Below are 23,256 nucleotides of genomic sequence, written 5' to 3' on the forward strand. Positions count from 1 at the left end.
TCTTTTTAGGGTTAGAAAGAAAGGTCAATTCCGAACAAGATTTGCTTGGCAATTGGAATTAATTGATCAAATTGTCCGGCAATGGTGGTTTCGGGGTCGCGGTCCAGCTTGTCATCTTTTACATACGTGAATAAGTTATTTCCTCTGACATATACCCGTGCATCAGACAAGCGCAAGCTGTTGATTACATTTTTAGGAATTTGGTAAGACAGGGTAATATCTCTCAGACGGATAAAGCTGCCATCATAAAGGAAGCGGGTAGAGCTTTGGCTGGAACGGCCAGATTGCTTATTGCTATATACTACTTTGGGAATGTCTGTAATATCCCCCGGTTTTTGCCATCTTCTTTCATAGATTTGCCGGGACATGTTACCGGTACTGCTGAGGGTTCTGCTTCCGTCACTATGGGTATAGATCCCCCAGATATCATACACTTTGTTGCCCCAGTTGTAGTTGAGCTGAACGGAAAGCGTAAAGCCTTTATAACTAAGGGTGTTGGTCATCCCTCCGTAGAATTTAGGCAAAGCACTTCCCTGCTCAAAGCGTTCTGCTTCGCTATATTTGTTGGTGGTTTCCGTTTTTGTTCCGTCCGTATACCACAAGGCGTCTCCTGTTTGCGGGTCTACCCCGGCATAACCTACCCTATAGTGTTGGTAGAAATCGCCACCCACCTTGCGGATAAATCCGTTTTCGATGATCGGATCATCGCCTTGCAAAGCGGTGATTTCGTTTTTGTTTTGGGTAAAGTTGAAGCTGGTATTCCAGTTGAAGCCACCAGGGGTCTGAGATTTAATATTCTCCGTGTTTAAAGTAATTTCCCATCCCTTGTTTACCATTTCTCCCACATTGTCTACATAATTCGTTACCCCGTTGGTAGAAGATACCGGCACATCCAATAATAGGTCGGAAGTGGTTCGGTGGTAATATTCTACCGAAGCAGTAATCCGCTGCCATAATCCTACATCCATCCCTAGATTAAAGGATTTGTTCTTTTCCCAGGTAAGCCCGATATTTTCTCTTTGCGTGTAAGCAAATCCCGGTTGTCCGTTGTAGTTGTTTCCTGTGCCGTATAAGCCCCGGGAAGCAAAATTGCCAATGCCTTGGTTACCGTTAATACCGTAACTGGAGCGCAGTTTTAATTCATTGATCCAATCCAGGGGTTTTAAGAAGTTTTCCTTGTGAAGGTTCCAGGCAAGACCTACCGACCAGAAGTTGGCATAACGTACATCTCTACCAAAGCGCGAAGACCCGTCTCTCCGGAAAGTACCGTTGATATAATACTTTTCCCGGAAGTTATACCCGGCATTCACAAAGTAAGAGGCAATGGCTGACGCAGTTTTACTGGACGCAGCATCTTTGTATTCCGAAGCGTTATCCAGTGTTTCCAGATTCGGAATGAAATTGATCGCGTAGGCATTAGAGGTCGATTTGTCAATTCTCTGTGCCTCTTGTCCTAAAGTGACATTAATGCCGTGTACACCCTGGATAGAATGTGAAAACTTCAACAGGTTTGTGACGTTCCAGTTCACATATTTGGTCGTATAGGCATATCCCCGGCCGTTATCATTTCGTCCGGCACCGAATTCCGGGTTGTCAAACTGGAATTCATCGGCAAAGTTGAAATCCAAGCTGGCTTTACTTTCAAAGCTTAAGAAGTCGGCAAACTCATACCTTCCGCCAATATTACCTAAGGCATTATACAGTTTACTTTCTTTTGTGTTTTTGGCAACTATTCCGACAGGGTTATACGTACTGTTCATCCCTGTATTAAAACTGCCGTCTTCGTTATACACGGGGTTCCAAGGAGCCAGACGATACATGGCTCGTACAGGGTTGGCAAAAGAACCTTCGTCACTGACCGTATGCAATAGCTGTTGGTTAAAGGCCAGGCCCATGTTAAAGTTCAACTTTTTACTTGCCTGGTGGCGTAGGTTAACTTTCGCATTTAACTTCTGGTAATCCACACCAATGATGGTCGCCTCTTGCTCATAATACCCCAAAGAGGTATAGAAGTTGGTTTTTTCATTTCCTCCGGAAGCACTCAGGTTGTATTGTTGATATTTACCGGTTCGGGTGATTTCATCAAACCAATCCGTACTTACAGAGGTATCCACTCTGGCAAGGATAAAATCCCGGGCATCTTCCGGGGATTTTCCGGCATTGACACGGCCTTCAATCAATAGCTCCGTCATTTCAGCGGTGTTCAAAGGACGGTTGCGGTCAGCCATGGTGATTTTGCTGAAGCCGTACTGGGCATTTGCATTGAATTTGGTTTTTCCGGCTTTTCCGGACTTGGTTGTGATCAGGATTACCCCGTTTGCCCCTCTGGATCCGTAAATGGAAGTAGCTGCAGCATCTTTCAAAATCGATACCGATTCGATATCATTATTGTTGATTCCGGCGATGGTGTTGGCTGAGTTGGCAATCCGGGAAATGTCCCCGTTGACCACCGGAATACCATCTACTACATACAAGGGAGTGCTACTGGCGGTAATTGAACCGATACCCCGGATACGTACATTCGGGTTGGCTCCGGGCTGTCCGCTTCCTGACATGGATTGCACACCTGCTACATTTCCCTGTAAACTCTCTTGGAAGGAAGCACGAGGTGCTTTTTCCAATTTATCGTTTTGGATAGCTACGGCCGATCCGGTAAAAGACGCTTTGCTTTGGGTGTTGTAAGCTACGACCAACACTTCCGATAGTTGCTTGACATCGGATAACAAAGTGACACTTATCTCTTTTTGAGAGCCTACTTCTACTTCTTGAGAAGCATAACCGATAAAAGAGAAAACCAATACATCTTTGTTTCCAACCTGTATTTTGTATTTGCCGTCAATGTCGGAGATGGTTCCTTGAGAAGAGCCTTTGATCATGATGTTGACTCCCGGCAATGCAGCTCCGTTTTCATCCTTTACGGTTCCGGTAATAACCTTTTGCTCTTGTTGAATACGCAAATTGACATTGTCCAAACGCTTGAGTCGCTTCGGGTTTTCCGTAGGTTGTTTGCTGGTTTCTTCCTTTAGGGATGCTTTGATCTTTTTGAGTTTTTTGGCACTCAATTCACTTTTACTCCGGATGATATAAAAGTTTTTGCGAACCTTTTCAAAGACCAAGCCTTTGGGTTCTAACAAACTGTTGAGCACCTTTTCCAAGGAGGATACTTCTTGCTCAGCCGGAGAGTTGACATTGATTTTGGATAATTTATCTTTATATATAAAAGATACATTGTACTTCGGCTCTAACTCTGCCAGGGCCTCTTTTAAGGATTGGGTTTGTGCTGGTTTGCCTTTTTGGGGTTGCGCATAAAGATACGCGATGTCCTGACCAAACGAAGGGGACAGGCCACTGCACAGCAGTACTCCAAAACATAAACTCAGTAGATAGTTTCTCATCAGATACAAAAGTTTAAATGAACAATCTGGATCGTGTATTTGTCAGTAATTGACTAAAATCCCTTATCGAAAGGGCTGGGTTTCCGGCAATGCGGAAACAGCTCTGCCATAGGTTATTTCAAGAGTTGAAATAACCGGGCATAATTAAGTTTTGATAAAATTTGATATACTATTATTCTTAAAAATAGAGAGCCTAGCCCTATTTACGGCCAATAACTACCAGGGTCCTTCTGAATGGAAGAACGAGACCAAGCGCATAGTAAGCTTTGTTATTGACTTTGCGTATTTTGTTTTTCCGATAAATCGAAAGTAGGGTCCCTGTCTGGTGATTATGTTATTCCCTCAATATTGATTACTAGGGTAATGAACTTTAAAAAAACTCTGAAAGTGGCATTCCAAAGTCAATAGTTAGTAGATATTTTCTCATCATAGATTAAAATTTAGATGTAAATAATTAGTCATGTATTTGCTGAAATTTCACGAGGTTTCCCTCCCGTATAACTTCTATTGTCAAGAGTCGAGACAAGCCCTCCAACAGCAAGTCTACATCATCACTTGGAAAGGAACCACTAATGGTTTGTCGTAGTAATGTTTTGTCTGTGATCAGTACAGAAATCCCATAATTGTCTTTCAGGATTTGTACGAGTTCCTCTATACTGGTTTGGTCAAAGATTAATTTGTTTTCTTTCCAGGCTGAATATTGTACAGGGTTTACTTCTTTTTTGACATAGTAGGCCGAGTTTTCTTCGAATTCTACGGCCTCACCGGGTTTCATCAGGATGGTATTTTCCTCTCCTTGTTCCTGAATATGCAGTTGAATGCTTCCGGAATTCAAGACTACCCGGGAGTGGGCCTTTCGTGTAGTGACGTTAAACTCTGTGCCTAGCACCTGTACGGAAAATTGCTTTGGGGTGTGAACCAAGAATTTTCGATGATTGTGTGTATGTACTACTGAAAAATAGGCTTCTCCTTCCAGCCATACTTCCCGCGGCTTTTGGCCTTCCCAGTTTGTATCGGCAACTTTCAACGTTGAATTGGCATTTAAAGTCACTACGGATTGATCCGGTAAGGTAATTTGCCGGGTTTCTCCGAAGCTCGTATGGTAGATGCGCTCTGTGGGCATAACAAACCAATAAATAGCTCCAGTCAATAAAAACAGTGAAATACATGCGGCCACAAATAAAGGCCAACTCCTTTTTTGTGGAGATAAATCAAAAGGAGCTGAGCCTACTATTGCCTGACCTATCGAAGCGTATTGACTTTCTTTTTGATAAATGTTTGCCAACAACTTTTCAGAGTCTACAGGATCCTTAAAAAGAAAATGACTCTTGTCTTCGGTCTGTTGAAGTTTGTACGCAATGTGCTGCTCCAAGAAATGTTGGCCCTCCTCCGTGTCAAACCAATCCAATACGGCACGGGCTTCTTTGGGAGTACATTGGTTGTTTAAATATTTTTCAACAAGACTTTTGTCAAATTTCATAGAGTTCATTTATCTCTGGTGTTGTAGGCTATACACATAAGTGATAGAAAAGTATTAGGGGGAAAGAAAATTTTTTTGTGAAGCAGCTTGTGAGATCCAAACAGATCCTAAGAAATGAGAATATATCCGCCCTTAAATAGAAGGGAAAGCTAAAGAAAGGTTTTATTAAAAATCTTCGTAATTCCCAGCTTTCCAGATAAGGTTCTTATTTCAAATAATGAAATAACAGAATCAAGACAGGAATGGAGAGGTTGGAATTTTTCTTCAAATATTCCCTTAGATAATTGACCGCTTGGGTATAGCGGACTTTCACCGTGTTGACAGAAATGCCCAGCTTTTTGGCAACGTCTTCATTTTTAAGACCTTGATAGGTTTTCAATTGAAACACTTCCCGTTTGCGGTCAGACAATTGCTGTAAGGCCTGGGTTACGGCTTGTTGATATTCGTTGAGGAGGACTTGCTTTTCCGTCTCATTGCTGTTGTGCGGTTGACGGTTGGCAATTTCCATGTGTTTGAGAATGGTGGTCTTTTTATGACGAAGGAGGTTGAGGACGTGATTTTTCAGGGTTGTATACAAAAAATTTTTAATCGAAAGGGAAGGGTCGATTTGGTGCCGGTTGATCCATAGTTTTAAAAAGACATCTTGAAGCACATCTTCTGCCAGTTTGGGGTCTTTTACATAGGTCAATGCCACATAATATAATTGTTGATGGTATTCAAAGTAAATTTTTTCAAAAGCTGCTTTATTGCCTTTAATGAGTTCCTTTACTTCCGTAGGTTTGATTTGTTGGATGTTTTCAAGGTATACCTGTTCGTTCATGGTCTAGTCTCCATAATTTTCACCGAATTTTAAGAAAATATTAACAAAATATCAAATTTTCATATGTATTGGGGGATAGAAATTTCCATTTCAGCTTGATTGGAGAGGAGGGTACTCAAGTGGTAATAAAAAAAAACGAAGTAACTTGGTGACCGTTACTTCGCTTTTTTAGTGGTATGGCGAATTGAATTATTACAATATGTATTGACTCAAATCTCTGTTTTGTACCAAGCCGGAAAGTTTTTGCTGAACCATGTCCCGGGTGATGGCAATTTTAGCATTGGGGCCGATGACATCCGGCACATCAAACAAGAACTCGTTGAGTAAATGACTCATGACCGTATGCAAACGTCTGGCTCCGATATTTTCCACTTCGGTATTGATTTGGAAAGCGATTTCGGCAATTTCTTCCAATGCATCTTCATTGAATTCCAATTCCACATTTTCCGAGGCCAACAATGCATGGTATTGTTTGGTCAAGGCATTTTTAGGCGCTTTCAAGATTTGGAAGAAATCTTCTTTGGTCAAGTTTTCCAATTCTACCCGGATGGGGAAACGGCCTTGTAATTCGGGAATCAAATCCGAAGGTTTGGAAATATGGAATGCTCCGGCTGCAATGAAAAGGATATGATCGGTATTCATCGGGCCGTATTTCGTATTCACGGTGCTTCCCTCTACAATGGGTAAAAGGTCTCTTTGTACCCCTTCCCGGCTTACATCAGGGCCTTTCCCTTGTGAAGAAGACGCGGCAATTTTATCTATTTCATCGATAAAAATGATTCCGGTATTTTCGGCTTTTTGGATGGCCAGCTCCTTTACCTCATCCATGTCGATGAGCTTTGCGCTTTCTTCTTCCAAAAGGATTTTGCGAGCCTCGGCAATGGTTACTTTGCGCTTTTTATTGCGCTTAGGAAGCATTCCGCTGATCATTTCCTGAATATTCATCATGGATACTTCGTCCACGGCCCCTCCAATCACGCCAACACCGGGGTTGGTGTTGTTTTCCACTACGATTTCCACTTTCCGGTCTTCCATTTCCCCGTTGCGGATTTTTTCCCGGAAGCGCTCTCTGGTTTTTTCGTTGAGGTCTTTATCCGGGTCGGGTGTACTGAGTTGTCCGGCACTTTTCAATGGAGGAATCAAAGCATCCAAGATGCGGTCTTCCACAATTTGTACGGCACGCTCTTTTACTTCTTTTTTCTTTTGAGCTTGTACCATGCCCACTGCTTGTTCTACCAGGTCGCGTACCATGCTTTCCACATCGCGTCCTACATACCCTACTTCCGTAAATTTAGAGGCTTCCACTTTTACAAACGGAGCATCGGCAATTTTGGCAAGCCTTCGGGCGATTTCGGTTTTTCCCACCCCGGTCGAACCAATCATTAAGATATTATTGGGCATGATTTCCTTTTGCATATCGGCCTGGGCATTCATTCTTCGCCAGCGGTTACGCAAGGCAATGGCCACATTCCGTTTAGCATCGTTCTGACCAATAATGTATTTATCAAGTTCCGCAACTATTTCTCTGGGAGTAAAATAGGTTTCTTTCTCTAACATCAGCTTATAGTTTTCTTAATTCTATTTTTTATTGAAATAGCCTTTTGCTAAGAGCACGTTTCATCCTAATCTGTTGTGTTGTCTGAAGGATGCTCCAAGGCTAATTTATGGAAAAGTCCTTAGATATTTGATTTCTTATATTGGGATTTCTCTGTCTTCTCTGACGGTATTGTACTTAAAATCGGATTTGTTGGGTTCTGTAAATGGTGGAGAAAACAATAGTAACGAAAGCTGGAAATACGATGTAAATAAAGAGAGTGCTTTTTGTCGTAAAAGAGTACTCTCTTTACTTATGGAAAAGATATTTTCAATCATATTGTTCATTCTATCACTTTTTTCTTTTTGATTAACCCCTTGGTATTCAGTGTTAAAGTGAAGTTGTTTACTCCGCCGGCCAAATGATGGGTTTCCCGGGCATAAGCAAATTCCAAACGTTTGACCCGGAGCATTACACCTAAAGAGATACCTGCAAGCCCGCTTCTTTGTTCCAGTCGTAGTTCCCGCCTGCGCAAAAAATTATAGGCAGCCCTAAGCTGAAAGTTCTTACTCAGTACAAATTCTCCACCAATGATAAAGTGCCGTGCCAATTTGTCAGCAAAGCTGATTTCTTCCTCAATGGGATTACCCAAAGCATCCAAACGTGCTCTTTGGGAAGGGTCTTGATAGGCAATGTCAAATTGATGTAAATGATGGATGGTTACCGAAAGCCGCATGGGCATCCGTTCCGGTTTGTAAGTAATGCCGGCTTGTACATCAAAAGGCATCCGGAAGCTATGTTGAGGTGTGTAAGACTGAAACGCAAACCCCAGGTTTTTAAACGTTAACCCAATGACTAAATCTTTATCCGGATGGATAAAGGCCCCACCTATATCAAATAATAGCCCGGTGGCATTGTAGGTTTCAATATTGGAATGGACAAACTTGGCATTAAGTCCTAATGAAAATACACTGAGCTGATGGGCATGCGAAAGGGTAAGTGCATAATCTTTTGCCTGAAATACGCCTGTTGCATTTTCAAATGCATCATACCCTTCAAATTCGCCATAGTTTAAGTATTGTATGCCAAAGCCCCATGTGCCTGTCTTTTTGAAATGATGTGTATAAGCCAGGTTGTAATTCTGAATATCCGCATAGTAATTATAAAAGCTCAAAGCGAGATGCCGGTCGGTGGAATCGCGGAGTAAGGCCGGGTTAGCCATGAACATACTGACTTCTTTGCCGGCTGCCGAAACGTTGGTGCCTCCCAAAGCGGATTGTTTGGCTGAAACGGGTAGGTGGAGGAATTCAAAGTCCGCAATACCTCCTATTTGGGCCTGCATCGAATGTGCATAAACAATTAAAAAGAAGAGTATGAGGGGGCGATGAGTTTGTCTGTTTAATTTCTTCATGCATCAAGTTCCAAAGGTTCCGCTTTGCGTTGCCGAGCCGTAAAATATCATGATTGTTTTACGGATGGGGTGTGTTTTTCAATAAAACTTAAAGATACAATATCCACTCTCGAAAATTTAAGGAAAGTATCTTAGAGAGAAAATAATTCAAGAAGGAATTTTGTGAAATGCGAATGCCATGGTGCTATGCCAAAAGAATGGATTGGGGGTATATAAGGGTCCCCAACCTGACAAAAAAAGAACCCATGGAAAAACAAAGGTTTCCATGGGCTGTACAAAACAATGCTCTTTACATCATGCTTTGTGATTATTTTCATTCCATTTGTACCAGTCGATTTTGCGGGACAAGTACATGACAATAGCGAGAACGGTAAATAACCCTATACTACCGATCAATAAAGAGTAATCTTGCATTTGAATAATCACATACATAAAGGTATAGAGAATCAGCAAGATCAAGGCCATGAGCCGGGTGAGTTTTGTACTGCGTAAAACCGTTTGTGAATAGGCGGTGATCATGGTGATAATGGCAATACTGGATACCAAATAACTATACTGGAAACTGATATGCTCGGAAAGGGCAATTAATAAAGTATAAAAAACACAGATGGCCAAACCTACTATGATGTATTGAATAGGGTGAATACGAATCCGTTTAAGAATTTGTACAAAAAAGAAAATCATAAAGGTAAGTGTGATAAACATGATCCCGTATTTGACGGAACGGGTACTTTTTTGATACTCATCTACCGGCATTAATAAGTTGACGCCAAATTGGGAGGAGGGAATACCTGATACACTTTTGCGGAAACTTTGCGGATAAGGGCGGTTCAGATGCAAAACCTTCCAATGTGCCGAAAAGCCGGAGGGATTTATATCCCTTTGGTCTGGCAAAAAAGCCCCGGTAAAACTGGGGTCTTTCCAACCGGACTGTACATCTACCAAGGTTTCTTTACCTAGAGGGGTAAAGTGTAAACCCGAGCTTCCATTCAAGTCAAGGATCAGTTCGAAATTAAATTCTTTCAGATTCCCGGTTAACCGTAAAGGTACTTTCGTGCTAATGCCTGATTGGATTACATCTGTGCTGGGAACTCCGGGGTTAAAATTGAAAGTTTGCCGGTTCCATTGTAACTGAATGTCCTCTTGAATTCCGCGCAAGTCCGACAAGCCCAAACAAATATGCGCATCCCTCCATATGACATTGGCGGAGTCGATGCCCCATTGTGCGAAATCGGGTGGTGAGATTTTTCCTTTTAAGGAAAGTTTACTGTTATAAACCACTACTTCGTAAATACTTCTGTACCGCACTTCCGGAGAAATTTTCCCTTCAATTTGCAGAGTCTCCGGTAAAAAATGGGCATATTCCGTTGACTTCACTAAGCGAAATTTATCCGGGTTGCTGGTATCGTCATATACCTTGGTGTATACATGATAAGGAATGGTAAGTACTAATCCTTGTATGGTTTGAGCATCAGCCCATATCGAACTGATCTCTTGTACGGCTTCTTGTTGCCGGTACATTCGCTCCCTGATAAGGTCTTCAACCATATTAATCGGAATCAAAAGCAACAAAATCATGATCCCTATGGTAAGCAAGCGGATGGTAATAGAGTTTTTGATCCAATGGTTGGCTTTTTCAAAAAAAGTAGGAGGTTTAAAATTCATAGTGAACAATCTGTTTGAAGGGTGAATTTATCAAAACGGAATTGACCTCTTGCCGTTGCCGGTTTGTGAGAACAAATCCCGCTCAAGCTATGAGGAACTCGAGCCGGTACAAAGTTGAAAAGAGAAATCTTGAATTATATCCCCTTTTCCAGTGGTTTTTACTTTTATAAGTCTTTGAAGCTCTCGTATTTGGTTGGAAAAAGCATTGAGCTTTTATTTCTGTTGATGAGTTTTTCAGTAAATAATATCAAAGGAGCAAACCCCCTTAAAACCCGGTAGTTTTTTCCGGGAAACTCGACTCTGGTCAGGCTCCTTCCTAAAATATTCCCGTTCGTTCCTTTTTGCTTTTGTTGACATACACACATCCGTATGTTTGTAACAGAATTTTGAAGTTGACGCAATAAATAACTTCTAAAAAGACTAAGGGTAAAGAAAGTGCCGGGTTGGAGTAAAACAAGGGTAACCCGGCTTTTTTAAAGAAATAGAGTATAGTTGACGTGAACGTACACGAAGTAGGAAGCCAAATAATTCCTTTTTAAAAATACAAAAACAGAAAACACTCCTAAAATTAAGAATAAGAGAAAAACAAACAACAAAGACAGCTTTTTCATTACTAGCTAGTCCAAAAGAATCCTTACCGAATGGCCAAGTCATTCGGTTTTTTTATTTATACCTTTTGCCTTTGTAAAGTGCCTCTTCTTTTACAAGCAACTTTATAAAAAAGCTTGAATGCTTTATTGTAAAAGCAATGCCTTCCGGAAATAAATACCCCCCGCCTGATTAAAAGCAGTCGCCAACGGGGGGAGTATATGGGGCCTATTTTCCTTTTTCGGTTTTAATCTTAGGCTGGCTAGGTTCCAAAGGGTTGCCATTGGGGTCAATGGTAATGATCTCGTCAAAATCCAGTTCCTGGAGGCTTGCCATGATTTTTTCTTTATCTCCTACTACCAACCAATTGAATTCCTGAGGTTTCACCAGCAGTTTGCTAAGTTTTCTGACCTCCTCTAAGTCCAGGCTGCGTACATTCTGATCGAACTTTTGGTAGTAATCATCTTTCAAATTGTACTTGACAATATTGTTCAAGGAACCGGCAACCGAGCCGTTGGTTTCCCATTGGCCGGGTAATTTTAATATCCGGTTTTCTTTCACTTTGGTCAATTCCGCTTGGGTAACAGGTTTGTCTCCTACAAACTGGCTGAGTTCTTTTTGAAGTTCTTGAATCGATTCTTTGGTCTTATCCGTTTGCACCGGAGCATAAGCAAGTAGAGGCCGTTGTCCTTTGGCATTCCATACCAAGGTAAATGCACCGTATGCCCAATGTTTGTCTTCCCGTAAATTCATATTGACCCGGGAGGTGAATTCCCCACCCAGTACATTGTTCATCGTTTCGCGGGCAATTTCATTGATATCGCCATAGGGTTGGATCAATTTTCCGGCTACAATAATAGATTGTTGAGACTCGGGCCGATCCATTACATACAACTTGTTGCGGTTTGCAGGCTGTACGGCATGTATGTTTTTGGCGGGTAATTTTCCTTTTTCCCAAGCGCCGAATTTTGCTTCCAGTTGCTTCAGAAGTTCTCCCATTTCCAAATCTCCGACTACTACCAAAGTAGCGTTATTGGGTCTTATCCACTTCTGATAATAGCTGGTAATATCATCCCGGCTAATGGTCTGCACGGTGTGTTCATAGCCTGAGCCTGTGAGTGGTATGCTGTAGGCGTGAGCATCTCCGTATAAAAATTTGGGCAGTACTCTCAGGGCCATGGTTACGGGCGTTGCTTTTTCTCGTTGAATACTGGCCAACTGTTGTTTTTTTAACCTGTCCAGTTCGTCTTGTTGAAAGGCCGGACGCAGTACCACTTCTGCAAATAAATCGAGGCTGGCTTGAAAACTGGGCTTGAGCGTGTTCATGTTCACATAAGACATGTCCAGGTCTGAACTCGTATTGAGAGAGGCACCCAAAAGTTGTAGTTTTTCGTTGATTTCCAGAGAAGAGTAGCTTTCTGTTCCTTCATCCATCATATTCATCGCCAGGGAAGCGGTTCCGGCTTTTACGCCTTGGTCAGCGGCATAACCGGCATTAAACAATAGATTCATCACGATGGTCGGAATGCCTTTTCGTTGAGCCAACACGACTTGCATCCCGTTTTTTAATTTTCCTCTGTGGACTGCCGGAAACGTAGCTGTTGCGGATTTGCCTAAAGAAGGTAATGTACTGCGGTCTACCTCGGATGCCAGGGTTGTATAATTGGGAAACGGGTCGCAGATCAGGCTGTGTTTGCCTTGGGCCATCCATTTCTGAGCGGCTTTTCGGATGTCTTCCGTAGTAGCATTGGCAATGATGTTCAAGCTTTGTTTGTAATAATCCGGGGAGTTTCCATAAATCTCGTTCATGGCCAGGATATCCGATTTACCGCCAAATCCTCCGATGCGTTCGATGCCTTTGATAAAACGGGCAAAATATTGGGCTTTCACCCGGTTAAGCTCTTGCTCGCTCGGGCCTTCCTTGAGGAATTTTTCTACAAGTTGATTGAGGGTTTGCTCCACCTTTTCCCGGTCTTCTCCAGGTTTTACATTGGCCATAACCGAAAGAGTACCTGCTATTTCCATAGGGTATATACTAGCAGAAACATAACTGGCGGTTTGGTCTTCATACACCAGCTTTTTATACAAACGGGAATTTTTGCCGGAGGCGAGTACATCCGTGGCTAAGTCCAGGTAATGGGCCTCTTTGCTTCCCCACTCAGGCACCACCCAAGTTTGTAGGATGCGTGATTCCGGTACGCGGTCCTGATAGTATTGACGGGTATTTGCCAGGCGTTTGGGAATGTTGACTTCCTGCCGGGCCATAGTAGGACCCGCCGGGATATCACCAAAATATTTTTTGACCTTTTCCATAACCTCTTCCGTATCAACATCTCCGGCAATGGAAATAACCGCATTGGCCGCTCCGTAATAGCTTTTGAACCATTCTTTTACATCTTCCAGTGATGCAGCATTCAGGTCTTCCATTTCTCCGATTACCGTCCAACTATAAGGATGCCCTTTGGGCCATAGAGACTTGGTGATCAGGTCGTACTGCCTGCCGTAGGGTTGGTTTTCTCCCTGGCGCTTTTCATTTTGAACCACCCCTCGCTGTTCATCCAGTTTTGCCTGATCGATGGCGCCCAACAAATGTCCCATTCTGTCTGACTCCAGAAAAAGGACTTGGTCCAGGCCGGAGGTAGGTACATTCTGAAAGTAGTTTGTCCGGTCGTTATTGGTAGTGCCATTTAAGTCTGTGGCGCCAATTCGCTCCAGAGCTTGGAAGTAATCGTCATTAAAATTTTCACTTCCGTTAAACATCAAGTGTTCAAACAGGTGGGCAAAACCGCTTTTCCCGGTTTTTTCATTTTTAGATCCCACATGGTACCATACGTTGACTGCTACAATAGGGGCTTTGTGGTCTTCGTGGACAATCAGGCGCAAACCGTTGTCGAGTACATATTTTTTATGGGGGATGTCGATATCGTTTGGGCTGAAAAGCAGTGCATCTTGTGCATAAAGAGGAGTGTTTGAGAAAAGGAAGAGTAAAACAGCACAGCCTGCTATCAAAAAGTTTCGGAGGTTCTTCATGATCATTGTATTGTTTGAGTTAACGTTTAGTTTAGCCTCTGGTATTTTTGTAATTCTTGATTGCTATATTCCTCACTGTTCCTTTTATTGAAGTTATGGTTAAATGCTTAATTTACAAAGCGTTTTACATGAATGCCTGCCAAGTAAGCTTAAGCGGTTGAAAGGTTTGTCAGGCTAACGGAGTATTGAAAAGAAAGGGGAATTTTTAATTGATTTTGGCTTGGAGATGGTGCTTCTCGGGAAAGCATATACTTTTGCAGCATTCTTTTAAAATTTATCCTATGTATCTAACCTTAGTGGGCGATGTACATGGTTGCTATCATACCTTGCTGACATTACTGGAGAGGATTCCCCGTGAAAATAATCAGATTATTTTGATGGGGGATTTGATCAATAAAGGCCCGTATTCCTATGAAGTGTTTAAATGGGTGAGGAAAGAAGGTGTGGAGTTTATTCTGGGAAATCATGAGTATTTGTGCATGCTCCGGAATCAGGAACGGTATCAAAAGTTGTGGAGAAAACAAGGGGGGCAGGCTACGCTTGCTTCCATAGACAGGCATTATGCGTTTAAGAATGGAAAACATGTACAAGTGATTTTGGCGCAAATGGCTTATTTTTTTGCTACGCAACGCAAGTATCATTTGATTCCGACTGCTTATGGGAAAACATTTATTGTGACACACGGGGGCATTAGCAAGCGTTTGTTTCGGCAGCAAAATTACAGTCTGGAACGCTGCTTAAATGCAGATGTACTCACTCCTAATTCCTATTTGTTTAATAAACAAAAGCTACTGTCTCTGGAAGGGTATATTCAAGTGATCGGGCATCAACCCAAGGCCTATGCACCCTTAAAGGTCAGAGAAAATTATTACCTGGACTCGGGCTGTGTGTACACCCAAAGGCCGGGAATGGGCTATTTGTCGGCTCTTATGTTTAATTTACAGGAAGAGGAGCCACCCAGGGTCTTTAAACAACAAAACCTGGATTGTTGAACTTGAAAGGAGCTGAAGATCAGCCCGTATTGACCCTGCTAAGAAATAAGTCATTGAGTATACGATAATAAAATGAAACATCAAGCATCATCAAAAAAGGGAGAGCTGATTTATGGGGTACAACCTGTATTGGAAGCGATAGAAGCTGGCAAAGAGTTGGATAAAATTATGATCCAACGGGACAGTAAAAATGAACAGACGGCAAAATTATTAAGTACTGCCGCTCAATATAAAGTGCCTGTGGTAAAAGTACCTCAAGAGAAATTAAATAAAATTACCCGGAAAAACCATCAAGGAGTAGTGGCTTATCTTTCCGCGATTAGTTACGCCTCTTTGGATAATGTCGTATCCGAATGTTTTAATCAAGGAAAGACTCCATTAATTTTAGTGTTGGACCGGGTGACGGATGTGCGGAATTTTGGAGCCATTGCCCGCACCGCCGAATGTATGGGGGTGGATGCCATTGTAGTGCCGGCCAGAGGAGCGGCCCAGATTGGAAGTGATGCCTTGAAAACTTCTGCCGGAGCATTGAATTACATTCCGGTATGCCGGGAACAAAGTTTGTTACAAACTGTAAAATACCTGAAAAACTCAGGACTGGAAGTAGCCGCTTGTACGGAAAAAGGAAGTGACAAGGTTTTTCATCAGGACTTCAGAGGTCCTCTGGCTATTGTGATGGGCTCGGAGGAAGATGGCATTTCCGATGACTTGATCAAGGTAGCAGACTTTTTAGCGGAAATCCCGATGTATGGAAAAATCAACTCATTGAATGTTTCTGTAGCCACTTCTATGATTTTGTACGAAGTGAACCGGCAACGGCACGCTTGAGGGAATATCCTTTAAGCTTTTGTATTTTTAACCCTTTCATATCTTCACGGTTTACCATGTTAAGTATAACAAGCGTGGATATGTATAGAATCTATTGGACGAATAATTTACCATCATGGCATTTGAGATAGAAAAGGCATTGGCCGAATTGAATCAGGAAATCGAACACTTGCCTTTTAAGGCTGAACCGCAACGGCTTTACGATCCGATCCGCTACATCCTGGCCAATAGTGGCAAGAGGGTCCGACCTTTATTGGCTTTGATAGGGTATTATCTCTTTGACGATACATACGCTAAGGCAATGCAACCGGCTATCGGGGTGGAGATGTTTCATAACTTTACCTTGTTGCATGATGATATCATGGACCAGGCCCCTTTGCGTAGAGGTATCCCTACCGTTCATGAAAAGTGGGATGAAAACACTGCAATCCTTTCCGGTGATGTGATGTTGGTAAAAGTTTACGATCGGTTTTTGGGAGTTGACCCTGAGATATTACCTGTTATTTTGCAAAAATTCAATCGCTGTGCCGCTGAGGTGTGTGAAGGGCAACAGTACGATATGAACTTTGAAACAAGTGACCGAGTACAGGAGGCCGACTATCTGGAAATGATTCGTTTAAAAACAGCGGTATTACTTGGCTTTAGTCTGGAAATGGGTGCTTTATTGGGAGGTGCCAGTGCCGGAGAGGCTACTTTGTTAAAAGAGTTTGGTGAGAATATTGGAGTAGGTTTTCAATTGAAAGACGATTTGTTGGATGTGTACGGGGATCAACGTAAATTCGGAAAGCAAGTAGGAGGGGACATCATCGCCAACAAAAAAACATATTTATTGATCAAAGCCCTTGAACTGGCAGAAGGAGAACAAAGTGAAAAGCTGAATGCCTGGATGGAGAAAAAAGAGTTTGATGGAGCTGAAAAGGTGCGTGAAGTCACCGGAATTTATAATGACTTGAATATTAAACACCTGGCTGAAACACAAAGTAATTCCTATTTTCAAAAAGGGTTTGAAGCGTTGGAGCGCCTGCCGGTTGCGGTCGAGCGAAAGAAAGTATTATTCGATTTTGCTCAAAACCTGATAAATCGGGAAAAATAGCTTCTGAAGTTGTTTTTTAGCGATGAATTGGAGTTTTTTGATAGGTAATGATCTGATTATTCGATGAAAATAGTTCAAATTAATGGCTCAATAAAATAACTAAATCATGAAATTGCAGTATTTCTATCCTATATTATTTTTGTTCGTAACCGCTTGTGGCTTAAAGCAAGAGAATGAACAGTTGAAAACAGAAGTTGCGGAGTTGAAGCAACAAATGGAAGAAACTGAAAAAGTCAATGAGACATTGGGCAAACAGATGGACGAAGTGGCGGTTTTGCTGGATTCCATTGAAGCTTCCGAAGCCATGATTGACATCAGTTTGGAAAAGGGGACCACCTTTGCGGATTATGATACCCGCTTGCATGCCATCAGCCGCTATATGGAAGAAACCCGCTTGAAAATTCAAGAGTTGGAAAATACTTTGGATAAGTCTAAGGGGCAGAATAAGATGTATGCGAGGTTGGTGTCTACTTTAAAATCGGAACTGGCTGAGAAGGAGTTGAAAATTAAAACGCTGAATGAGCAAATCACTACTTACAAAAAAGAAAATGAGGCGTTGATGAAAACAGTGGATTTACAGAATGAAGAACTGGAAGCCAGAGACCAGGAGTTGATGTTGAAAAAACAAGAGTTGGAAGAGCTGGATGTCAAAGTGAAAGGGATGCTGGCAGAAGCAAAAAAAGCCGAAGCGGATGCTCTATACGCCCAAGCCCAAACACAAGAAGAAGTAGCAAAAAGAACTAAGTTTGCGCCTAAGAAAAAGAAAAGAGAATACAAAGCGGCTTATGACTTGTACCAAAAGGCTTTTGAGGCCGGCCGGACCGATGCCTATGAGAAAATGGAAGAATTGAAAGATAAATATTAACTCATAGTACTCCGTAGTGTTGTAATTGTAATTCTAGCTTTTTGAATCATCATGCATACATTCATCGATACCGTAATTTTTGATTTGGGAGGGGTTATTTTGAACCTGGATATTCAAGCAACTTTCAGAGCTTTTGAAAAACTGTCAGGGAAAGAGTTGGCTGCCAATTACAGAGAGCATGCCCAGGCAGATTTTTTTAAACAGTACGAAGTAGGAGGGATCAGCTCTGATGAATTTAGAAATATTTTAAGAGCGTGGTTAAGTATAGATGCCCCGGATGCAGTGTTGGATCAGGCTTGGTCTGCGATGTTAGGAGACCTGCCTCAGGAAAGAGTGGATTTTTTGAAAGAGCTGGGAAAACACAAGCAGATTTTTTTGTTGAGTAATACCAATGCCATTCACAAAGCGTCTTTTGATAAGATCTTACAGGACAGTACCGGAATGGGGAGTTTGGACGAACTTTTTGAAAAAGCCTATTATTCTCATGAAATGGGTGACCGTAAACCCAATCCCAGTATTTACCAAACTTTGATCGATACACACCGGTTGAACCCTGAGCGGACATTGTTCATTGACGATACAGCTGAGAATTTAACTGGTGCCCAAGAAGTGGGTTTGCAGACAGAGCACCTTACCGAAGAAAAATCAATTCTTACTTTGGGTTTACTATCCTAAAAAGAATTCACAATAACTTATTCATACACAAGGCAGTCATGATCATGACTGCCTTGTGTATATGTTGGGTTTTCGGCTCTTACAGCAATTGCTTTAAGGCAATTTCAAGTGACGTTTTTGCAATGTTTTTTGAAGAGGTGTTTTTTTGATGCGTCTTTTCCAAAGCGGTTCTGATGGTATCGGAAATATCCCGGAAGATGGCTTCGTCCGTAAGTTTGGCGGTGTGGTCCTCTTCCATGAGGTAAGCAAAGACTCTGGCCATACCACAGTTGGCAATAAAATCGGGAATCAGAGAGATGGAACTGTCTACATAATCAGCGATAGGGCCGATAAAGATTTCCTGATCGTTGAAAGGCACATTGGCCCCGCCGGAGATCACTTGGACACCGGATTTCCGGATTAAACTTTCGGCTTGTGCCCGGGTGATGAGGCGAGAAGCCGCGGCCGGCACAAAAATATCTGCCGGGCTTTGCCAGATGCGTTCATTGGCTTCTTCAAAAGGTAGCATTTGCTCGGCAACTAACTCATTGCCCTGACGGTCGTAGAAGAGCTTTTTGGTGGCACTTAAGTCATAACCTTCTTCGGAGATTAGGCCTCCGTTGCGGTCGATGATTCCGGTAATGCGAACTCCGTATTTTGCCAGATAGAGTGCTGCCGCAGCCCCTACATTTCCCCAGCCTTGAATGATGGCCCGTTTGCCTTCAATATTTCCGCCCCAAATCTGATAATAATGCCGGATGGATTCGGCTACGCCAAATCCGGTGATCATATCAGCGACTGTGTACTTCTTGTCGGAGGTTGGTACATAGTTTTGGTCTTCCAATACTTTGGATACCCCTTGGCGCAAGCGCCCGATCATATGGATCTTTTTGGGTTTGGAAGCATGGAAATGACCGTTGACAATGCCTTCTTGCGGATGCCACAGGCCGTAGTCTTCCGTAATCGGAATCACTTCGTGAATTTCATCCACATTCAAATCCCCTCCGGTGCCGTAGTAGGTTTTTAGAATTGGAAATACGGCTTTGTACCAGCGTTCCAATACTTCGCGTTTTCTAGGATCCTTTGGATCGAAATTAATCCCTGATTTTGCACCGCCAATTGCAGGACCCGAAACGGTAAACTTAACCTCCATGGTTTTTGCCAGAGAGACTACCTCCTGTACGTCCAAGCCCTTGCGCATCCGGGTTCCTCCCCCGGCGGCACCTCCCCGCAAGGAATTGATGACTACCCAACCCCGGGCTTCGGTTTCGGAGTCATTCCATTCAAAGATAATTTCAGGAGCTTTGCTCTCGAACCTTTGCAATAGTTGTTTCATATTTACGGTTGATTTATTGGTTGTTTATATCGTGTTGTATAAAGGGAAAAGCTTTACTCCCTTTTTAAAATTCAAAGGCGACAATATAAGAAATTTGCCGGTCATGCTGTGAATCTATAGAGCGGAAATTTCAGCAAAGGAGGCAAAAGTTTTCGGGAATATCCCCAACGTTAAAAACACAATATATACCGATGAGGTCCTGCTACTTACCTAACAGAAAACAGGGTAGTAGAATAAAAAAAGCAGAGTAATAAAAAAACCTCTCCGTTCATTTTGCCGGAGAGGTTTGAGGTTAGTTGAGTTTCCAGATAAGCCCGTCTTGCCGGATACAATACGTGGATTGAGTTTTTGGATGGGTAGCACTTGCTTCAAAAAGCCGTTCGGTATGTTGGATATTTACCTTCAATTCATCTATCCCATTAGCCTTAATATATTTTATACCTAATGCTTGCGGATCATTGGTATATTTCCCGGTTTTCTGTTTATGCTCCCGCATCCGGTAATATACTTGACGCAAGGCCCATTTAAGATCTTCATCCGGATTGAATTGGAAGGTGTCGCTTTCTGTTCCGGCTTCTTTCCCTGAAAATTGTAAAAAGCCCCACATCTCCGGATAATGCATATTGATAACCCCTTGCGGAGACCATACCCAATTGTATTCGGGAAGGCGCTTGCCCGTTTCCGGGTCGACTTTCTTTTTGTAGTTACCATCTATGATTTCATGTTGCCATTGTACCCGGGAGAAGTTAATTCGCCATTGATCACCTGGTTTCGGGATTTTCCGGTTGGGGTTTGCCTCTTTAAGTAATTCCCAGGGAAGCGCAACCTCAATAGACCAGCTTTTGTCTACATCATTAGGGTGGTTGATCGTGCCGTCAAGGTGAGTAGCTACCAACATTCCCCTGACATCCCAGGCATTCATATAAGGGCCGCCGTCACGGTAAGGTTTTACCAAAATCAAGTCCCAACGGGTGGCATATGCATTGTATTCAAACTCATAGTACAGGTGAGTGTCACCGTCCGGGTCAATGAATATCTCAAAGTCGTTATTAAAATACATGATGGCATCCCGTTCGGTGATATTTGCCCAGATATGCGGCTCTTCCAATTCTGCTGCTACGTACAAGTAATTTTCATCCCAGAGCATCTTGGTACGGGTACGGTACAGAGGTTTGGGTTTCAAATGCCCCTCAATGTCTTCGAAGTCTTCGGTCCAAGGTGTTTTTTCCCAAATGTCTTCATCCATTTTTCCATCTATGGTCAATTCATAGGGAGTCTTATAACACAGGTACTGGCGAGGGTTAAATGGCAGTTTGGGTTGCATGGCCGGTGTGTTTGCTGTCTGGCCACTGACTTCCATTCCCCATAAGAAAGTGTAAGATAATACTAGTAAAGTGCATATGCGTCTCATAAAATTTTGAATTTTAGGTATTAGGTTAATCGGATTTAGTTACTCATTTTTAAGATGGGGCATTTTTGAAAAAAGTGCTTACAAAAACGACCTCTGCAAAAATAGAGATTAAAGTCTGGGGGATCATTGGAAGAAAATTAGAAATAAGGGCAAACCTTTGCTTTTTTTGAAAGGATAGAATTAATATGGATATTCGCTAAACATGGAGATTGCTCCATAAATTGCAATGATTCCCACGTTTTTAAGAACATTGTCAAAGGAATCGGATAGTGTAATGAAGCTTAAATGATTGGAAATAAACATGAGAACGGTAAAAATCGGAACCAGGGGAAGTAAGTTAGCACTGTGGCAAGCGGAATATGTAGAGGAATTGCTAAAAGCTCAGGGATTGACCACGGAAATTGTGATCATCGAAACCAAAGGAGATAAGATATTAGATAAAGCCATTTCGAAAATTGGGAGCAAAGGATTATTTACAGAAGAATTAGAAGACCAATTACGGGATGGCTCTATTGATATTGCAGTGCATAGTGCCAAAGATGTACAGTCTTCTTTGCCGGATGATTTGCACCTAATTGCTTTTACCCAAAGAGAAATTGTCAACGATGTGTTGTTGAGTGACTCTGCACTTGATTTTGACAAACAAGAAAATATTGTCATCGGGACTTCCTCTGTACGAAGGATAGCCATGTTAAAGCATCACTATCCGAAAGCTCAGGCAGTGAATGTAAGAGGTAATCTACAAACCCGCTTGCAAAAGATGCAGGAAGGACATTGCGATGCGTTGCTGCTGGCCTATGCAGGGGTGCACCGGATGCGTTATGATGACAAGATTGTGTACCGCTTTCCGACTGAGAAATTTACTCCGGCCGTAGGGCAAGGGACAGTGGCTGTGGAAGCAAGTCGAAATATGGAAACCGGGCTGGCTCAAGCAATTAAAGCTGCGATCAATGACCCGGAAACCGAATATTGCTTGTTGGCAGAAAGAGCCTATTTACGAACATTAGAGGGAGGTTGTAGCATTCCTGCTTTCGGCTTGGCTACTTATAGCGATGGAATGGTGAATTTTACTGCGGGTATTATCGAAGTGGACGGAAGCCATGAAGTGCGTAAAACGATGCAAGCGACTCCTGAAGGTGCTGAACAAATGGGCGATGAGATGGCTGCTTGGGTGCTGAATCACGGAGGAAAAGAAATTCTGGCGAAAATCAGACAACAATGAAGCCGGAGAAACGGAGACGTTTTTTGAAGAAGGCAACATTGGTAGCCGGTGCATTAGGGGCCGGTGCTACTTGGATGAATTTCGAAACCTATTTTCAAGCACCTATGAAAACCGTTTTTTTATGGGAAAAAGGGTCTGTCAATGATCAGGCAACGGAGGAAAGCGAAAGACCAAGGTTGGATCTTTACTTCCCTGAACAGCAGCATGCCACCCATCAAAAGTTAATCATTATTTGCCCGGGGGGAGGCTATTATAAGCTAGCAGAAGAGAAAGAAGGAAAGAAGTTTGCCGAGTTATTTACCGAACAAGGCTGGGTAGCTGCGGTATTGTTTTACCGGCATCGGGAGCATAAGCACCCTGCACCTTTTACCGATGCGTGCCGGGCTATACGTATGATGAGAGCACAAGCCTCCGAATACAACATCGATCCGGATAAGATTGCTTTGATGGGCTTTAGTGCCGGAGGGCATTTGGCGGCAAGTGTCGGAACCCAACCCCATTTATACCTGGATCCGATGGATGATTTGGCCGGTAAGGTTTCATCCCGGCCCGATCGCTTGATTTTAGCCTATCCGGTGATCTCGTTTAAAGAATTTGTTCATAAAGGCTCTGTTCAAAATTTGTTAGGAGATAAGGTTTCAGATGAAAGCCTGTTGTTACAACTCTCGAACAATCGACAGGTGGATAGCAATACCCCTGCAACGTTTTTATTTCATACTGCAGATGACCCTAGTGTCGATGTGCAAAACAGTCTTTTGTTTGCTCAAGCTTGTTTACAACATAAGGTTTCCGTGGCATTACATATTTATCCGAAAGGCCCGCATGGAGTAGGGCTGGGGTTACAATACCCCGAATTGAAAGGTTGGTCGGAAGTATTATTAAAATGGATCCGTGAGTGGTAGGAATTAAGTGGGGCGCTTTTTATCTGTTAA

General features: G+C 42.6%; 16 protein-coding genes. 7 read left to right on the plus strand and 9 right to left on the minus strand.

The annotated features are described in order from the left end of the window. Positions 1–11: 11 nt before the first annotated feature. From AAG747_RS16980 to AAG747_RS17010, 7 genes are all read right to left on the minus strand, one after another. Complete coding sequence (locus AAG747_RS16980) at positions 12–3,395, minus strand: SusC/RagA family TonB-linked outer membrane protein (protein WP_346822400.1); 3,384 nt, start codon at positions 3,393–3,395, stop codon at positions 12–14. A 454-nt stretch (positions 3,396–3,849) separates the two neighbouring features. Further along, on the minus strand, positions 3,850–4,875 hold the full coding sequence (locus AAG747_RS16985; protein WP_346822401.1) for a FecR family protein: 1,026 nt from the start codon (positions 4,873–4,875) through the stop codon (positions 3,850–3,852). Positions 4,876–5,080: 205 nt separating this feature from the next. Then, complete coding sequence (locus tag AAG747_RS16990) at positions 5,081–5,695, minus strand: RNA polymerase sigma factor (protein ID WP_346822402.1); 615 nt, start codon at positions 5,693–5,695, stop codon at positions 5,081–5,083. A 192-nt stretch (positions 5,696–5,887) separates the two neighbouring features. Then, positions 5,888–7,252: an ATP-dependent protease ATPase subunit HslU gene (gene hslU, locus AAG747_RS16995; RefSeq protein ID WP_346822403.1), complete on the minus strand. Its 1,365-nt coding sequence runs from the start codon at positions 7,250–7,252 to the stop codon at positions 5,888–5,890. A gap of 320 nt (positions 7,253–7,572) precedes the next feature. After that, entirely contained in the window at positions 7,573–8,640 is a 1,068-nt protein-coding gene (gene porQ, locus AAG747_RS17000; RefSeq protein ID WP_346822404.1) for a type IX secretion system protein PorQ, read from the minus strand. Between the two features lie 294 nt (positions 8,641–8,934). Continuing rightward, positions 8,935–10,305 carry a cell envelope integrity protein CreD gene (creD, locus tag AAG747_RS17005; RefSeq protein WP_346822405.1) on the minus strand — a complete coding sequence of 457 codons (1,371 nt, stop codon included), beginning with the start codon at positions 10,303–10,305 and terminating at the stop codon, positions 8,935–8,937. An 816-nt stretch (positions 10,306–11,121) separates the two neighbouring features. Further along, entirely contained in the window at positions 11,122–13,923 is a 2,802-nt protein-coding gene (locus tag AAG747_RS17010; protein ID WP_346822406.1) for a M16 family metallopeptidase, read from the minus strand. Positions 13,924–14,204: 281 nt separating this feature from the next. On the opposite strand from AAG747_RS17010, the gene AAG747_RS17015 reads away from it, so the two are divergent. The 5 genes from AAG747_RS17015 (at position 14,205) to AAG747_RS17035 (ending at position 18,376) form a co-directional block, all read left to right on the plus strand. Beyond that, entirely contained in the window at positions 14,205–14,915 is a 711-nt protein-coding gene (locus AAG747_RS17015; protein WP_346822407.1) for a metallophosphoesterase, read from the plus strand. Between the two features lie 72 nt (positions 14,916–14,987). Beyond that, complete coding sequence (gene rlmB / locus AAG747_RS17020; protein ID WP_346822408.1) at positions 14,988–15,743, plus strand: 23S rRNA (guanosine(2251)-2'-O)-methyltransferase RlmB; 756 nt, start codon at positions 14,988–14,990, stop codon at positions 15,741–15,743. Between the two features lie 115 nt (positions 15,744–15,858). Continuing rightward, on the plus strand, positions 15,859–16,836 hold the full coding sequence (locus AAG747_RS17025) for a polyprenyl synthetase family protein (RefSeq protein WP_346822409.1): 978 nt from the start codon (positions 15,859–15,861) through the stop codon (positions 16,834–16,836). Positions 16,837–16,942: 106 nt separating this feature from the next. Next, positions 16,943–17,701: a coiled-coil domain-containing protein gene (locus AAG747_RS17030; RefSeq protein WP_346822410.1), complete on the plus strand. Its 759-nt coding sequence runs from the start codon at positions 16,943–16,945 to the stop codon at positions 17,699–17,701. A gap of 51 nt (positions 17,702–17,752) precedes the next feature. Then, on the plus strand, positions 17,753–18,376 hold the full coding sequence (locus tag AAG747_RS17035; protein WP_346822411.1) for an HAD family hydrolase: 624 nt from the start codon (positions 17,753–17,755) through the stop codon (positions 18,374–18,376). Between the two features lie 79 nt (positions 18,377–18,455). Here the strand turns inward: AAG747_RS17035 and AAG747_RS17040 are convergent, their stop codons facing one another. After that, positions 18,456–19,691, minus strand: a complete 1,236-nt coding sequence (locus tag AAG747_RS17040; RefSeq protein WP_346822412.1) for a Glu/Leu/Phe/Val dehydrogenase dimerization domain-containing protein — start codon at positions 19,689–19,691, stop codon at positions 18,456–18,458. 292 nt (positions 19,692–19,983) lie between these two features. Continuing rightward, the gene (locus AAG747_RS17045) at positions 19,984–21,102 is read right to left on the minus strand and encodes a carbohydrate-binding family 9-like protein (RefSeq protein WP_346822413.1); all 1,119 of its coding nucleotides are present in this window, start codon (positions 21,100–21,102) and stop codon (positions 19,984–19,986) included. Between the two features lie 301 nt (positions 21,103–21,403). On the opposite strand from AAG747_RS17045, the gene hemC reads away from it, so the two are divergent. Together hemC and AAG747_RS17055 are read left to right on the plus strand one after the other, a co-directional pair. Next, on the plus strand, positions 21,404–22,324 hold the full coding sequence (hemC, locus tag AAG747_RS17050) for a hydroxymethylbilane synthase (RefSeq protein ID WP_346822414.1): 921 nt from the start codon (positions 21,404–21,406) through the stop codon (positions 22,322–22,324). After that, positions 22,321–23,226, plus strand: a complete 906-nt coding sequence (locus AAG747_RS17055) for an alpha/beta hydrolase fold domain-containing protein (protein WP_346822415.1) — start codon at positions 22,321–22,323, stop codon at positions 23,224–23,226. The genes hemC and AAG747_RS17055 overlap by 4 nt, the downstream gene beginning before the upstream one ends. Positions 23,227–23,256 lie beyond the last annotated feature (30 nt).

It is taken from the genome of Rapidithrix thailandica (assembly GCF_039710355.1).
GTDB lineage: Bacteria > Bacteroidota > Bacteroidia > Cytophagales > Flammeovirgaceae > Rapidithrix > Rapidithrix thailandica.

What these genes read in the sequence shown, in the direction of transcription:
- AAG747_RS17055 (WP_346822415.1), top strand. Translation starts at nt 22,321, where the DNA reads ATGAAGCCGGAGAAACGGAGACGTTTTTTGAAGAAGGCAACATTGGTA.
- hemC (WP_346822414.1), top strand. Translation starts at nt 21,404, where the DNA reads ATGAGAACGGTAAAAATCGGAACCAGGGGAAGTAAGTTAGCACTGTGG.
- creD (WP_346822405.1), bottom strand. Translation starts at nt 10,305, where the DNA reads ATGAATTTTAAACCTCCTACTTTTTTTGAAAAAGCCAACCATTGGATC.
- AAG747_RS16980 (WP_346822400.1), bottom strand. Translation starts at nt 3,395, where the DNA reads ATGAGAAACTATCTACTGAGTTTATGTTTTGGAGTACTGCTGTGCAGT.
- AAG747_RS16985 (WP_346822401.1), bottom strand. Translation starts at nt 4,875, where the DNA reads ATGAAATTTGACAAAAGTCTTGTTGAAAAATATTTAAACAACCAATGT.
- AAG747_RS16990 (WP_346822402.1), bottom strand. Translation starts at nt 5,695, where the DNA reads ATGAACGAACAGGTATACCTTGAAAACATCCAACAAATCAAACCTACG.
- AAG747_RS17035 (WP_346822411.1), top strand. Translation starts at nt 17,753, where the DNA reads ATGCATACATTCATCGATACCGTAATTTTTGATTTGGGAGGGGTTATT.
- AAG747_RS17025 (WP_346822409.1), top strand. Translation starts at nt 15,859, where the DNA reads ATGGCATTTGAGATAGAAAAGGCATTGGCCGAATTGAATCAGGAAATC.
- AAG747_RS17010 (WP_346822406.1), bottom strand. Translation starts at nt 13,923, where the DNA reads ATGAAGAACCTCCGAAACTTTTTGATAGCAGGCTGTGCTGTTTTACTC.
- AAG747_RS17030 (WP_346822410.1), top strand. Translation starts at nt 16,943, where the DNA reads ATGAAATTGCAGTATTTCTATCCTATATTATTTTTGTTCGTAACCGCT.
- AAG747_RS17045 (WP_346822413.1), bottom strand. Translation starts at nt 21,102, where the DNA reads ATGAGACGCATATGCACTTTACTAGTATTATCTTACACTTTCTTATGG.
- rlmB (WP_346822408.1), top strand. Translation starts at nt 14,988, where the DNA reads ATGAAACATCAAGCATCATCAAAAAAGGGAGAGCTGATTTATGGGGTA.
- AAG747_RS17015 (WP_346822407.1), top strand. Translation starts at nt 14,205, where the DNA reads ATGTATCTAACCTTAGTGGGCGATGTACATGGTTGCTATCATACCTTG.
- porQ (WP_346822404.1), bottom strand. Translation starts at nt 8,640, where the DNA reads ATGAAGAAATTAAACAGACAAACTCATCGCCCCCTCATACTCTTCTTT.
- AAG747_RS17040 (WP_346822412.1), bottom strand. Translation starts at nt 19,691, where the DNA reads ATGAAACAACTATTGCAAAGGTTCGAGAGCAAAGCTCCTGAAATTATC.
- hslU (WP_346822403.1), bottom strand. Translation starts at nt 7,252, where the DNA reads ATGTTAGAGAAAGAAACCTATTTTACTCCCAGAGAAATAGTTGCGGAA.